The sequence below is a fragment of the Limnohabitans sp. genome, from assembly GCF_044373035.1.
In the GTDB taxonomy this organism is placed as follows: Bacteria; Pseudomonadota; Gammaproteobacteria; order Burkholderiales; family Burkholderiaceae_C; genus Limnohabitans_A.
On record NZ_JBILQU010000031.1, the window covers coordinates 13,799 to 27,932 of the forward strand.

The window sequence follows — 14,134 nt, forward strand, 5'->3', positions numbered from 1 at the left end:
ATGTGAGGTGCCTCTTTGACGGTTTTAAGGCACAATTGACGTTGACGTAACGTCAACGACACCACGGCGTTTCAAGGTGCTTGGGTTTTGATATCAATGGAGAAGTTTTCATGAAAATTCTGGTTCCCGTCAAGCGGGTGGTGGACTACAACGTCAAGGTCCGTGTCAAGTCTGATGGTTCGGGCGTGGACATTGCCAACGTCAAGATGAGCATGAACCCCTTTGACGAAATCGCCGTCGAAGAAGCCGTGCGCCTGAAAGAAAAAGGCTTTGCGACCGAAATCATCGCCGTGTCTTGCGGTGTGGTCCAGTGCCAGGAAACCCTGCGCACCGCGATGGCCATCGGTGCCGATCGCGGCATTCTGGTCGAGACCCCCGCGGACATGGACCTGCAGCCGCTGGCTGTGGCCAAACTGCTCAAGGCCTTGGTCGACAAAGAGCAACCCGGCCTGATCATCTTGGGCAAGCAAGCCATTGACGACGACTGCAACCAGACCGGCCAGATGCTGGCGGCGTTGGCCGATTTGCCCCAGGCGACGTTTGCTTCCAAAGTGGAAATCGTGGATGGCAAAGCCCAAGTGACCCGCGAGATCGACGGGGGTCTGGAAGTGCTGAGCATCAGCCTGCCCGCTGTGATCACCACCGACCTGCGCCTGAACGAGCCGCGTTATGTGACGCTGCCCAACATCATGAAGGCCAAGAAAAAGCAGCTCGACCACTTCAAGCCGGAAGATCTGGGTGTCGATGTGACCCCCCGCATCAAAACCCTGAAAGTGACCGAGCCCGCCAAGCGCAGCGCTGGCATCAAGGTGCCCGATGTGGCGACCTTGGTGGACAAGCTCAAAAACGTGGCCAAGGTCATCTGAAATTCAGCGTTGTGTTTTGGGCTTTCACAGTGAACAGCACCCGCCAACGCCCAACCTTCACGCTTTGCGCTCAACCCTCAACACTTAACGCTCACCCATCATGACTTCTCTCGTTATTGCCGAACACGACAACGCCTCGATCAAGGGCGCTACCCTGAACACCGTGACCGCTGCCGCCGCTTGCGGTGGTGATGTGCATGTGCTGGTGGCTGGCCACAACGCCGCTGCTGCTGCCGCCGCCGCTGCCCAAATCGCTGGCGTGTCAAAAGTCATTCACGCTGACAGCGACGCCTTGGCACACAGCCTGGCCGAAAACGTCGCAGCCCAAGTGCTGGCCATCGCCAGTAACTACAGCCACATCTTGTTCCCCGCCACAGCCGCGGGTAAAAACGTGGCCCCTCGCGTGGCCGCCAAGCTCGATGTTGCGCAGATCAGTGACGTGACTCAAGTCATCTCAGCCGACACCTTTGAGCGCCCCATCTACGCTGGCAACGCCATCGCCACCGTGCAAAGCACCGACGGCACCAAAGTCATCACCGTGCGCACCACCGGCTTTGACGCTGCTGCTGCCACAGGGGGCAGCGCCGCGGTGGAAGTTGCATCAGCCCAGGCCGACAGCGGCAAGAGCAGCTTCACGCGCAGCGAGATCGCCAAGAACGACCGCCCTGAGCTGACCGCCGCCAAGATCATCGTCTCCGGTGGCCGCGCTTTGGGCAGCTCGGAGAAGTTCAAGGAAGTGATGACGCCCCTGGCCGACAAGTTGGGCGCTGCCATTGGGGCGAGTCGCGCAGCAGTCGACGCGGGTTATGCGGCCAACGACCTGCAAGTGGGCCAGACCGGCAAGATCGTCGCGCCGCAGCTGTATGTCGCTTGCGGCATCTCGGGTGCGATCCAGCACTTGGCGGGCATGAAGGATTCCAAGGTGATCGTGGCGATCAACAAAGACCCTGAAGCCCCGATCTTCAGCGTGGCCGATTTTGGCCTGGAAGCCGATTTGTTCGCGGCTGTGCCTGAGTTGACACAGGCCCTTTGATTTTTGAACGGGCCCTGGAACGCTTTCATGCTGAAGCAGGGCGCACGTCGTTTCAAGCCATTGACACTCACGCCGAAAAGACAAGCCCATGAGGGTTCCATTTCGATCTCTCCCTTGGAAACGGCAGCCGCTCGGGTCACCCTTAACGCAGCCATTCAGGCAGGGGCCTGCGGCGGGGCGATGTGGCAAAGCGAAGCGCCTCTGAGCCCTGCCCCAGGCCCCTGCTTGAGTGGCGGTCGAGCCCTGTCGCGAGCCCCTGTCTGACTGGTGGATGTATTTTTTATTCAACGAACAGAGATAAACCATGAGCTACATCGCCCCCTTGAAGGACATGCTTTTCAACATCGAGCATTTGGCACGCATCGACCAAATCGCGCAGATCCCCGGCTTTGAAGATGCGGGCCTGGAAACCGCGCAAGCCGTGCTTGAAGAGTGCGCCAAGCTCAACCAGGACGTGATTTCCCCCCTGAACTGGGAAGGTGACAAGAACCCGTCCTTTCACAACGGCAGCGGTGTGACCACCACGCCCGGCTTCAAAGAGGCCTATCAACAATATGCCGAAGGCGGCTGGCAAGGTCTGCAGCACCCGGCCGACTTTGGCGGCCAGGGTCTGCCCAAAACCATTGGCGCGGCCTGCGGTGAAATGCTCAACTCGGCCAACATGGCTTTTGCGCTGTGCCCCTTGCTCACCGACGGCGCGATCGAAGCTTTGCTGACAGCGGGTTCCGACGAACTCAAAGCCACTTACCTGGAAAAACTGATCTCCGGCCAGTGGACAGGCACCATGAATCTGACCGAGCCGCAAGCCGGTTCAGACTTGGCCGCTGTGCGCACCCGCGCCGAACCGCAGCCCGATGGCACTTACAAAATCTTCGGCACCAAAATTTACATCACCTACGGTGAGCACGACATGGCCGAGAACATCGTGCACCTGGTGCTGGCCCGGGTGGTGGGCGCGCCTGAAGGCGTCAAAGGCATCAGCCTGTTTGTGGTTCCCAAGTTTCTTGTCAAAGGTGATGGCTCTTTGGACGCGCGCAACGATGTGCATTGCGTGAGCATCGAGCACAAGTTGGGCATCAAGGCCAGCCCTACAGCGGTGCTGCAGTTTGGCGACGGCACGGCGGCGAGCATTGCAGACAGCACCGGACCCGGTGCTGTGGGCTTCTTGGTAGGCCAGGAAAACCGTGGCCTCGAATACATGTTCATCATGATGAACGCTGCCCGCTACGCCGTGGGTGTGCAGGGCATCGCGATTGCCGAGCGCTCATACCAGCGTGCCGTGCAATACGCCCGTGACCGCGTGCAAAGCCGCCCGGTGGACGGCAGCTTGCCTGCGGCTGGCCCCATCATTCACCACCCCGATGTGCGCCGCATGCTGATGACCATGCGCGCCTACACCGAAGGCTGCCGCGCCATGGCATCCACCGCGGCCGCCGCTTACGATGCATCGCACCACCACCCTGACGCAGAAGTGCGCAAGCAAAATCTGGCGTTCTACGAATTCATGGTGCCGCTGGTCAAGGGCTACAGCACAGAGATGAGCCTGGAAGTCACCAGCTTAGGTGTACAGGTGCACGGTGGCATGGGCTTCATCGAAGAAACCGGTGCGGCGCAGTATTACCGCGACGCCAAAATTTTGACCATCTACGAAGGCACGACCGCCATCCAGGCCAACGATCTGGTGGGCCGCAAGACCGCGCGTGACGGCGGCCAAACCGCCAAGGCCTTGGCCGCGCAAGTGGCCCAGACCGAAAGCGAATTGGTCGCATCGGGCAACGCCGATGCACTGGCTGTGGCCCGTCGCCTCAAAGCCGCGCGTGAAGCCTTCATCGACGTGGTCGAGTTTGTGGCAGGCAACACCAAGGCCCACCCCAACGACGTGTTTGCAGGCAGCGTGCCCTACCTCATGCTGGCGGGCAATTTGATGGCAGGCTGGCAAATGGGCCGCGCGCTGTTGGTGGCGTTGACCCCTGAAGCCCAGGCACAAGACGCCGCGTTCATGGCCGCCAAAGTGAACACCGCGCGTTTTTACGCCGACCACATTTTGTCCAAGGCCCCAGGCATCCGCGACAGCATTGTGGAAGGCGCTGGCAGTGTGACGGCGATGGCGCTCGACGCTTTCTGAAATTGATTCCAACAAAGATTCTGAGGAGCCCCCATGTCTAAATTGCCCGCCGTTCTGGCAAACCTGCCTTTCCCCGCCATCGCTTCGCCCCTGTTCATCATCAGCAACCCCAAGTTGGTGATTGAGCAGTGCAAGGCCGGCATTGTGGGCTCCATGCCCGCTTTGAATGCCCGTCCTGCCGCGCAGCTCGAAGAGTGGTTGATTGAAATCACCGAAACTCTGGCGGCTTACAACAAGGCCAATCCGGACAAACCCGCCGCGCCCTTTGCCATCAACCAGATCGTGCACAAAAGCAATGACCGTCTGGAGCACGACATGGCCATGTGCGTGAAGTACAAGGTGCCGATCATCATCACCTCTCTGGGTGCGCGCGAAGAGATCAACGCCGCCGCCCACAGCTACGGCGGTGTGGTGTTGCATGACATCATCAACAACAAGCACGCGCACAAAGCGATCGAAAAGGGCGCAGACGGGCTGATCGCCGTGGCTGCGGGTGCAGGAGGCCATGCGGGCGTCAAAAGCCCTTTTGCCTTGATCCAGGAAATCCGCCAGTGGTTCGACGGCCCGGTGGCGTTGTCCGGCTCTATTGCCACGGGCGATGCGATTTTGGCCGCGCAGGCCATGGGCGCAGACTTTGCCTACATTGGTTCGGCCTTCATCGCGACCCTAGAGGCGCGAGCCACAGACGATTACAAACAAGCCATTGTGGCGTGCAACTCGGACGACATCATTTACAGCAATTTGTTCACGGGCGTGCATGGCAACTACTTGGCCCCGTCGATCCGCGCTGCAGGTCTGGACCCCGAGAACCTGCCCGAGTCTGACCCCAGCAAGATGAACTTCGGTGGTGACGCCAAAAAAGCCTGGAAAGACATCTGGGGCTGCGGTCAAGGCATTGGTGCGATCCAGGCGGTGCAAAGCACGGCCGATTTGGTGGCCCAACTCAAGGCGCAATACCAAGCAGCCCGCAACCGTTTGGCCCTGTGATGGCTTCTGCCTGAGCCGCCCTTGTTCAACACATCGCAGCGCCCTTTGGGGCGTTCTTTTTTGATCGATGCCTTCAAGGCTGCGGGCTGCTTGTTGATTGTGTTGCACCACTTGGCCTTTTACGGGCCCATGTCGGATGTGGTGAACGTTGCTTTTCCTGCTGTGGTGGACTGGTTTTATGACCATGGCCGATTGGCGGTGCAGTTTTTCTTGGTGTGTGCGGGATTTCTCACAGCAGGCAGTTTGGCGCGATATGCATCGCTGACGCTGTCCGAGGCCCTGAAGCTGGCCTGGCAGCGCTATTTGCGTTTGGCCATTCCCTTGTTGGCCGCACTGAGCTTCACTGTGCTGGTCAGTGAATGGGTCAGGCCAGACTTTGCGCACGCCAGCCTGTCGGCTCCGCCCGGTTGGGGGCAGGCGCTGGCGCACATGGCGCTCATGCAGCATGTGCTGGAGCTGGAAGCCTTGTCGGCAGGTATTTGGTACGTGGCGATTGACTTTCAGTTGTACGCGATGGCATTGACTTGCCTGGTGGTGCTGAAGGCCTGGCCCCGTGCACAGACAGTGAATCCGGGCTTGGACCGGGCAGATGCCAAGCGCTGGGCGATGTGGTTGGTGCTGGTCTGCGCCTCTTTGTGGTGGTGGAATTTGGACAGCAATCTGGACGATTGGGGCGTGTATTTTTGGGGCTCTTATGGCTTGGGCTTACTCGCTTGGGAGGCCCGTCGGTTCACTGGCTCGGGCGCTTCTGAAGGCCAGGTTCGCCGCTGGATTGTGGGTGCGTTGATGCTGCTCGTTGGCGGCGTGTCCTGGTGGCTGGAGCCGCGAGCGCGGATCGCGCTGGCATGGAGCTTGGCGGCCCTGTTGATGGCGGTGCCTGAAGCCTGGCTGTGGGGCCGAGGGCTTGGGGCCTCTCGCTGGCGCTCGGCCTTGGAGTGGTTGTCGGGCGTGTCCTACTCTGTGTTCCTCATCCACTTTGGCGTGAGCTTGGCAGTCAGTGCCGTTGTCACGCAGCATTGGCCTGATGCGCTGTGGGCCAATGTGCTGGGCGTCTTGGCCAGCCTGCTGCTGTCGCTGCTGCTGGGTGGCCTGCTTTGTCGGTGGGTGGAGCGGCAACCACCGACGGTGTGGCGCTGGTGGTTTTGGGTGGGGGCGTTCAAGGCCAGTGTGGCACTGGCCTTGTTCATGAATCCGGTGGTTTGAGTCCCCGCCCGGGTCAGTTGGCCCCGTTGCTGGCCTTGACCTTTTCGGTGATGTACGCCAAAGCCTCTTCGACCTGGTCAATCAAAATCAGGCACAGATCGCCCGGTGACAGGCGCGACAGGGCGGTGTCGATGGCATTGAACTCGCCCTGGATGTCTTGCACATGGGTGGTGCGCAGCGCGCCTTGCAGACCTTCGCGCAGCAAACCGATCACCTCGCCGTCTTCGCGCCCGCGTTGGCAAGCGTCTTGGAACAGCAGCACTTCGTCAAATGCTTTGCCCAGAATTTGCGTCTGGTCGCGGATGTCCTGGTCGCGCCGGTCGCCTGCACCACTGATCACCACCACGCGCTTGTTGGCGGGCATGTTCTCCACCGCCTGCACCAAAGCCTGGATGGCGTCCGGGTTGTGTCCGTAATCGGCAATGAGCGTCGCGCCCTGGTAGTCAAACAGGTTGAAGCGACCGGGGACGCCCTGGATGTCGCTGATGAAGGTGGCCAGGCCTTGCGCCATCGCATCCCAGTGCACGTCTACCGCCCAAGCCGCGCCCACCGCGGCCAACACGTTCTCGGTCTGAAAACCGATTTGACCTTGGCGTGTGAGCGGCACTTGGCTCAGCGGGATGCGGAACACCTGTCTGCCTTTTTGGGCCACGATGGCGCCGTCTTCCACATAGACCACGCGCCTGCCCTGGGCGCGGTGTGTGGCCAGCACGGGGTGGTTGGCGTCCAGCGCAAAAAAGGTCACATCGCCCGGGCAGTGCCGGGCCATGGCCACCACGGCCGGGTCATTGGCGTTGAGCACGGCCATGCCCCTGGGGTCCACGTTGAGCACAATCACCCGTTTGAGCACCGACAGGTCTTCCAGGGTGGTGATGTAGTTCAGGCCCAGGTGGTCGCCTGCGCCCAGGTTGGTGACCACGGCCACTTGGCAGCGGTCAAAGGCCAGGCCCTCGCGCAGCAAGCCGCCTCGGGCGGTCTCGAACACGGCTGCGTCCACATCGGGGTGCATCAACACGTTGCGGGCGCTGCGCGGGCCGCTGCAGTCGCCCGAGTCGGTTTGGCGGCCATTGACGTAGACCCCGTCGGTGTTGGTCATGCCCACGCGCAGGCCTTGGGCCTTGAGCAGGTGAGCCGCCAAGCGCACGGTGGTGGTTTTGCCGTTGGTGCCGGTCACGGCAATCACCGGGATGCGGCCGTTGTCGCCATCGGGGAACATGAGGTCAATGACGGCATTGCCCACATCCCTGCCTTTGCCAAACGAAGGGCTGATGTGCATGCGCAGGCCCGGTGCGGCGTTGAGCTCGACGATGCCACCGTTTTGGTCTTCGAGCGGGCGCGAGAGCGATTCGCAGACCACGTCAACGCCGCAAATGTCCACGCCCACCATTTGTGCCGCCGCGATCACGCGGGCTTTGACCTCGGGGTGCACTTCGTCGGTCACATCGGTGGCGGTGCCGCCGGTGGACAGGTTGGCGTTGTTGCGCAAAATCACGCGGCGGCCCTTGGCGGGCACCGATTCGGGCTCCAGGTCTTGCGCATGCAGGCGGCCGATGGCGATGTCGTCAAAACGGATTTTGGTCAAAGATGTCGCGTGACCTTCACCCCGGCGTGGGTCGGCATTGACCAGATCGACCAATTGGCGCACGGTGTGCTTGCCATCGCCCACGACCAGCGGCGGCTCGCGCCTTGCGGCGGCCACCAGTTTGTCGCCCACCACCAGCAGGCGGTAATCGTGGCCGGGCAAAAACTTTTCCACCAGCACGGTGCCATACCGCACAGCGGTGGCATAGGCTTTGTCAAACGCCTCTCGCGCGGTGATGTTGACCGAGACCCCTTTGCCCTGGTTGCCGTCTTGGGGTTTGACCACAACCGGCAGACCGATTTCATGGGCAATGGCCCAGGCTTCGTCCAGGCTCTTGGACGGGCGCCCCATGGGCACGGGCACGCCTGCCGCGTGCAGCAGGCTTTTGGTCAGGTCCTTGTCTTGTGCAATCGATTCGGCAATGGCGCTGGTGGTGTCGGTTTCGGCGGCCTGGATGCGTCGCTGCTTGGCGCCCCAGCCAAATTGCACCATGCTGCCATCGGTGAGGCGACGGATCGGGATCCCGCGCGACATGGCGGCGTCCACGATGGACCCGGTCGAAGGCCCAAGGCGCACGTCTTCGTCGTGTTCGTGCAATTGCGCGATGGCGCCTTCCAGGTCGAAGCCGGCACCTGCTGCGGCGGCCTGACACAGTTGCTCGGCCAGGCTCAGCGCCAAACGACCTACCACTTCTTCGGTGTACTGCACCACCACCTGAAACACGCCGGGCTCCTCGGTGGGCATGGTGCGGCTGAAGGACACCGGGCAGCCTGCGAGCGCCTGCAGGCTCAAGGTCACTTTCTCCAGGGCATGTGCCAGCGTGACGGCCTCGCCTGGACGCTGTCCGTCAAATGGCCCGACCGCTGGAAAGATGCGCCGCAGCTGCTGCTCGACCGGGTGCTGCGCCGACAGGCCGCTGTCTGCGGGGTTGCAGCTGACGATGGCTTCGATGGCGGTGTGTCGGCTCCACAGATTGGGGCCACGCAAAGCGCGAATACGAGAAACTTGCATGAAAGGTGTTTCCAGGGGAAGAAGGGTGGCCAGGGGCGATATTTCAAGCGGTGGGCAAGTTGCCATAACTTTTGATCCCGGCCTTGATCAGATCGGTGCCAATGTCCATCGCCCAGGCTGCGCAGGCGGCCACCAGCATGTCGCTGGTGTTCAGGCTGCCCGTTTTCAAAAGCCGTGCCACGGCTGGGCGTTGGATCGACAACACCAAGTGCTCTTTGGGGCCCTGGGCCAGCACCAGCTGGCCTTCGCGCCAAAAACCCACGCGATGACCTGCACTGCGGTGCGTTTGCAGGCGGGTGTTGTGCTCATCGTCGGCATAGAGCAGCACACTGCCATCGCAGTAATCGGCCAATGCGGCCACTTCGGGGTCGGCGGCGTTCAGCACGGCCGTGCCCTCGGGCAACACCACATCGATTTGGGTGCGGATGTAGCCTGGCATTTTTTCATCACCGCCCGGGTACAGGTCGTCCAGACCGGTGGCGCGGGGCATGCGGGTGACGATGCCAATTTGGCAACGGTCATAGGGCAGGCCTTGGGCCAGCAGATGGCGGGCATCGCTTTCGAACACGGCCGCTTGCACGCCCCGGTTGATCAGCAAACGCTGCGCTTGGGCCCAGTCCATGCCGTCCTGGGTGGGCAGTTGGCGTTGGTTCAAGAACAAGCCGTTGGCGCACGACAGTCCGGTGTGAAGACCCAACAGGTGCAGCAACCACGCGAGCAATTGCGCAGGTTGGGTGGTGTCGCCATCGCCGATCAGGCCCACGACCGGAATGCGGCCATTGTCTTCGGGCTTGAACAGGTGGTTGGCAATGGCCTGGCCCACCGGGCGGGGCTGGCCTGTGGCGGGTTTGAGGTGCATCAGCAGGCCCGGGCCGGCATTGACCTCGACCACCGCGCCGCCTTGCGGCCCCAAGGGCTTGGAGATGTCTTCCACCACCAGGTCAACACCGGCGATGTCCAGGCCCACCACGCGCGCGGCCAGCACCGCTTGGGCGGCCACATCGGGGTGCACCAGGTCGGTCACGTCCATCGACATGTTGCCGGTGCGCATGATGAGCACGCTGCGGCCCGCCTCGGGCACGCTGCCTGCGTTCAGGCCTTGGCGCTTGAGCTCCAGCACCGAGGTGGTGTGGTCTTCCAGGCGGATGGTGTCCAGGGGAAAGTCTTCTTCTTCGCCCCGGCGCGGGTCGGAGTTGATTTGCAGTTCGATCAGTTGTTGCACGGTGTGCACGCCATCGCCCACCACGCTGGCGGTTTCGCCTTTGTTGATCGCCACCACTTGGTTACCCACCACCAGCAGGCGGTGTTCCTCGCCCAAAATGAAACGCTCGACGATGACCTCGCTGCCTTCGGCCAAGGCGATGCCATAGGCCGCTTCGATGTCTTCCTGGCGTGACAGTTCGAGCGACACCCCCCGGGCATGGTTGCCATCGGTGGGCTTGACGCAGACCGGCAGGCCAATGTCCTGGGCCGCGGTCCAGGCCGCTTGCGGGCTGTCGACGATCTGGCCTTCGGGCACGGGCACACCACACATGCTCAGCAGCTGCTTGGTCAGGTCCTTGTCTTTGGAGATGCCTTCGGCAATCGCGCTGGTGCGATCGGTCTCGGCGGTCCAGATGCGACGCTGGCGCTGGCCATAGCCCAGCTGCACCAAGTTGCCATCGTTCAGGCGAATGCTCGGGATGCCCCGGTCGGCGGCTGCATCGACGATGCTGGCGGTACTCGGGCCAATGCACAGGCTGTCCACCATTTGGGTCAGTTGGGCGATGTGCGCAGTGACATCAAAAGCCTGGTCTGAAATGGCGGCCAGAATCAAATCGCGTGCACTGTGCAGGGCCTGACGGCTCACGGCTTCATGACGGGTGCGGATGACAACCTTGTAAACACCCCGGGGCCCAGCTTCGCGGGCTTTGCCAAAACCGGTTTGCATGCCGGCGCGTGTTTGCAGCTCCAGCGCCACATGCTCCAGAATGTGACCCGGCCAGGTGCCTTCTTGCAGCCGCTTCAAAAAGCCGCCACGCTCGCCCACACTGCAGCGGTGCTCGACCAGGCCGGGCAGCCAAGCCGCCAGACGCTCTGCGAAGCCGGGCAGGGTGTTGGAGGGGCAGTCTTCCAGGTCGCCGATGTCGATCAGGGCTTCGATGACCGGGCGGTAAGTCCAGATGTTGGGGCCGCGCAATGGGGTCATGCGCAGGAACTGAATGTGGTGGGGTGTGGGGTGTGCGCTCATGCTTTGGGGGTGCAGCGATAGAATCGTCGCTCGATCGCGGGGATGTCCAGCGTTTGGGCGGAAAGCTCAAGGTTCAACAGGGGCATGGCTTGGACAGGCGGTGTCAACCGGGTTCGAAGTGTGTTTTTTTTCGTCGCGCCACCGGGGCGCAACGGGTTCTTTGGGGTTCAGCCTTCATGTCTTCAGTACTTTCTTCTGCATCTTGGCGTTCGGTTGTGCCGGACGAGTGGCAAGCAGAAGTGCAATCGAGGCTGCAACCCGATGAAAACGCTACAGCCTGGGTTTTGGTTGACCTGAATGCGGCACTGAAGTTCCACAAAATCGCTTTGATTTTGACCGATCGGCGCATCCTCACGGCCCATCTGAGTGAAAAAAATTGGCAAAGCTGGTCCTTGGCACAAGGCCAGCGGTTGCGCCAGACGGACCACGCCGGGGTCGGGCAGCTGGAGTTGAGGGATGTGCAAGGCCGCCTGGCGGTTTGGCGCTTTACGCTGGGCCTGCAAGACGCGGTGTTTCGCTGGGTGGCGCAGTTCGAGGCGCAGCAAAGCCACCGTGCCCAAAGCCCGGACAGTGTGCCCGCCGACCTGCAAGGGCGACCTTTGCAGGCGGCCCATGTGTTGGTGTGCCCGGTGTGCCAGGCCAGCTTGTCCGAGGACGATGACGAGTGCCCTGTCTGCAGCCGCGAAGACCTGAACCCGCCGTCGACCTGGACCCTGCTCAAACTCTGGCGCTTTGCCCGGCCTTACAAGCGCTCTTTGCTGATCGGCTTTTTGCTGACCCTGGCCTCGACCGCCGCCACGCTGGTGCCGCCTTACCTGACCATGCCCTTGATGGACGAGGTTCTGATCCCTTACCAGAACGGGGCCGACATCGACCCGGGCCTGGTGTCCCTGTACCTGCTGGGTTTGCTCGCTTCGGGTTTGCTGGCCTGGGGCCTGGGCTGGGCCAAAACCTACATCCTCGCGCTGGTGTCCGAGCGCATCGGTTCCGATTTGCGCACCAGCACTTATGAGCATTTACTCAAACTTTCGCTGGAGTATTTCGGCGGACGGCGCACCGGTGATTTGATCGCGCGCATCGGCAGCGAAACCGACCGCATCAACGTGTTTTTGTCACTGCACCTGCTGGACTTTGCCACCGATGTGCTGATGATTTTGATGACGGCTGTCATCTTGTTTTACATCAACCCCACGTTGGCGCTGGTGACCTTGTTGCCGCTGCCCTTCATTGGCTGGCTGATCCACGTGGTGCGCGAAAGACTGCGCACCGGCTTTGAAAAAATCGACCGCGTTTGGGCCGAGGTGACCAACGTGCTGACCGACACCATCCCTGGCATCCGGGTGGTCAAAGCCTTTGCACAGGAGGACCGCGAAGCCCAGCGCTTCAAGGACGCCAACGCGCACAACCTGCAAGTCAACGACCGACTCAACCGCGTCTGGTCGCTGTTCTCGCCCACGGTGACACTGATGACCGAAATCGGCTTGCTGGTGGTCTGGGGCTTTGGCATCTGGTTGGTGTCGGACAACCAAATCACCGTGGGTGTGCTGACCGCGTTTTTGGCCTACATCGGGCGGTTTTACAGTCGTCTCGATGCCATGAGCCGCATCGTCTCAAACACCCAAAAAGCAGCCGCCGGGGCCAAGCGGATATTTGACATCCTAGACCATGTCTCCAGCGTGCCCGAGCCGATCAACCCCGTGGCTTTGCCAGCCCATGTCCAAGGCCACATCAGGCTGCGCGATGCGGGCTTTCGTTATGGCAACCGGGCCGTGATCCGCCAGCTCAATCTTGACATCCAGCCCGGCCAGATGATCGGTCTGGTGGGCCACAGTGGCTCGGGCAAGAGCACGCTGGTCAATTTGATCTGCCGCTTTTACGACCTGAGCGAAGGGGCCATCGAACTTGACGGCACCGACATCCGCCAGCTGAAGGTGGCCGACTACCGCCGTCAAATTGGTTTGGTGCTGCAAGAGCCATTTTTGTTCTTCGGCACCATCGCCGACAACATCGCATACGGCAAGCCTGACGCCACCCGTGAAGAGATCGTGGCCGCAGCCCGCGCCGCGCATGCCCACGAGTTCATTTTGCGCATGCCTCAGGGCTACGACTCGCTGGTGGGCGAGCGCGGCCAGGGCCTGTCGGGTGGCGAGCGCCAGCGCATCTCGATTGCGCGGGCCTTGCTCATCAACCCGCGCATCCTGATCTTGGACGAGGCCACTTCTGCGGTGGACACCGAAACCGAAAAAGAAATCCAAAAAGCGCTGGACAACCTGGTGCGCGGGCGCACCACGATTGCCATCGCGCACCGTTTGTCCACTTTGCGCAAGGCCGACCGTTTGGTGGTCATGGACAAAGGGGTGGTGGTCGAAGAGGGCACGCACGACGTACTCATGGAGGCCCAAGGCGCTTACTGGCGCTTGTACGAAGCGCAGCAGCGCCAGGCCGAAGCGGTGGCGGTGCTCGGCGGCAGCGACGAGGACAAAAAGGTGAGCGCATGACCCCGTTTGATTTGCAACGCGATGCTTTTGGCCGTTGGGTGCTGGTCTTGGCCGATGGCACGCGCCACAGCCCGGTGACGGCTGTGCGCGCCTATCCGGTCTCGGCCCCGGACCAAGGCGTGGCCTTGATGGACGCCGATGGTCACGAGCTGCAGTGGGTGCCCAACCTGTTGGCACTCGCGCCTGACCTGCAGGCCACGCTTCGAGAGGCCGTGGACGAGCGAGAGTTTTTGCCACAAATCCTGCGCCTGGACACCGTGAGCAGCCTGCTCACGCCCAGCACCTGGACGGTGCAGACCGATCGGGGCACCACGCAATTCATGCTCAAAGGCGAGGAAGACATCCGCCGCCTGACAGGCACTGTGCTGCTGATCAACGACGCCAATGGCGTGCAGTACATGATCCGAGATTTGGCGGCCATGGACAAACACTCGCGCAAATTGTTGGATCGTTTTCTCTGAGCTTGAGTTTCCCCTCGCGAATGTCCGCCTGAGCCACGGCGCGCATTCGGCCGCAGGGGCAGCCACGGTGATGGCATGCATCACGCTGCTGCATGGCCCTTTAAAACGGCAGGGATCTTTGTGGGAGCGAGCCCCTGC

The 14,134-nt window shown here is 61.7% G+C and carries 9 protein-coding genes; 7 read left to right on the forward strand and 2 right to left on the reverse strand.

Annotation, left to right across the window (positions count from 1 at the left end; translation table 11 throughout):
• Nucleotides 1–110: 110 nt before the first annotated feature.
• The 5 genes from ACIQ47_RS06825 to ACIQ47_RS06845 all read left to right on the forward strand — a co-directional run bounded on the left by ACIQ47_RS06825 (nucleotide 111) and on the right by ACIQ47_RS06845 (nucleotide 6,214).
• A complete protein-coding gene (locus tag ACIQ47_RS06825; RefSeq protein WP_396437425.1) occupies nucleotides 111–866 on the forward strand; it encodes an electron transfer flavoprotein subunit beta/FixA family protein in 756 nt (251 codons plus the stop codon).
• A 100-nt stretch (nucleotides 867–966) separates the two neighbouring features.
• Nucleotides 967–1,899, forward strand: coding sequence for an electron transfer flavoprotein subunit alpha/FixB family protein (locus ACIQ47_RS06830; RefSeq protein ID WP_396437426.1), 933 nt, complete (start codon nucleotides 967–969; stop codon nucleotides 1,897–1,899).
• A 304-nt stretch (nucleotides 1,900–2,203) separates the two neighbouring features.
• A complete protein-coding gene (locus ACIQ47_RS06835) occupies nucleotides 2,204–4,024 on the forward strand; it encodes an acyl-CoA dehydrogenase (RefSeq protein WP_396437427.1) in 1,821 nt (606 codons plus the stop codon).
• A 33-nt stretch (nucleotides 4,025–4,057) separates the two neighbouring features.
• Entirely contained in the window at nucleotides 4,058–5,011 is a 954-nt protein-coding gene (locus tag ACIQ47_RS06840; protein ID WP_396428949.1) for an NAD(P)H-dependent flavin oxidoreductase, read from the forward strand.
• Between the two features lie 21 nt (nucleotides 5,012–5,032).
• The gene (locus ACIQ47_RS06845; RefSeq protein WP_396437428.1) at nucleotides 5,033–6,214 is read left to right on the forward strand and encodes an acyltransferase family protein; all 1,182 of its coding nucleotides are present in this window, start codon (nucleotides 5,033–5,035) and stop codon (nucleotides 6,212–6,214) included.
• Between the two features lie 13 nt (nucleotides 6,215–6,227).
• Here ACIQ47_RS06845 and cphA (ACIQ47_RS06850) read toward each other — a convergent pair whose 3' ends face one another.
• On the reverse strand, nucleotides 6,228–8,807 hold the full coding sequence (gene cphA, locus ACIQ47_RS06850; RefSeq protein WP_396437429.1) for a cyanophycin synthetase: 2,580 nt from the start codon (nucleotides 8,805–8,807) through the stop codon (nucleotides 6,228–6,230).
• 43 nt (nucleotides 8,808–8,850) lie between these two features.
• On the reverse strand, nucleotides 8,851–11,037 hold the full coding sequence (cphA, locus tag ACIQ47_RS06855; protein ID WP_396437430.1) for a cyanophycin synthetase: 2,187 nt from the start codon (nucleotides 11,035–11,037) through the stop codon (nucleotides 8,851–8,853).
• Nucleotides 11,038–11,213: 176 nt separating this feature from the next.
• On the opposite strand from cphA (ACIQ47_RS06855), the gene ACIQ47_RS06860 reads away from it, so the two are divergent.
• Complete coding sequence (locus ACIQ47_RS06860; protein ID WP_396437431.1) at nucleotides 11,214–13,535, forward strand: ABC transporter ATP-binding protein; 2,322 nt, start codon at nucleotides 11,214–11,216, stop codon at nucleotides 13,533–13,535.
• On the forward strand, nucleotides 13,532–13,996 hold the full coding sequence (locus ACIQ47_RS06865) for a DUF1854 domain-containing protein (protein WP_396437432.1): 465 nt from the start codon (nucleotides 13,532–13,534) through the stop codon (nucleotides 13,994–13,996). Before ACIQ47_RS06860 ends, ACIQ47_RS06865 begins: the two co-directional genes overlap by 4 nt.
• The last annotated feature ends 138 nt before the right edge of the window (nucleotides 13,997–14,134 follow it).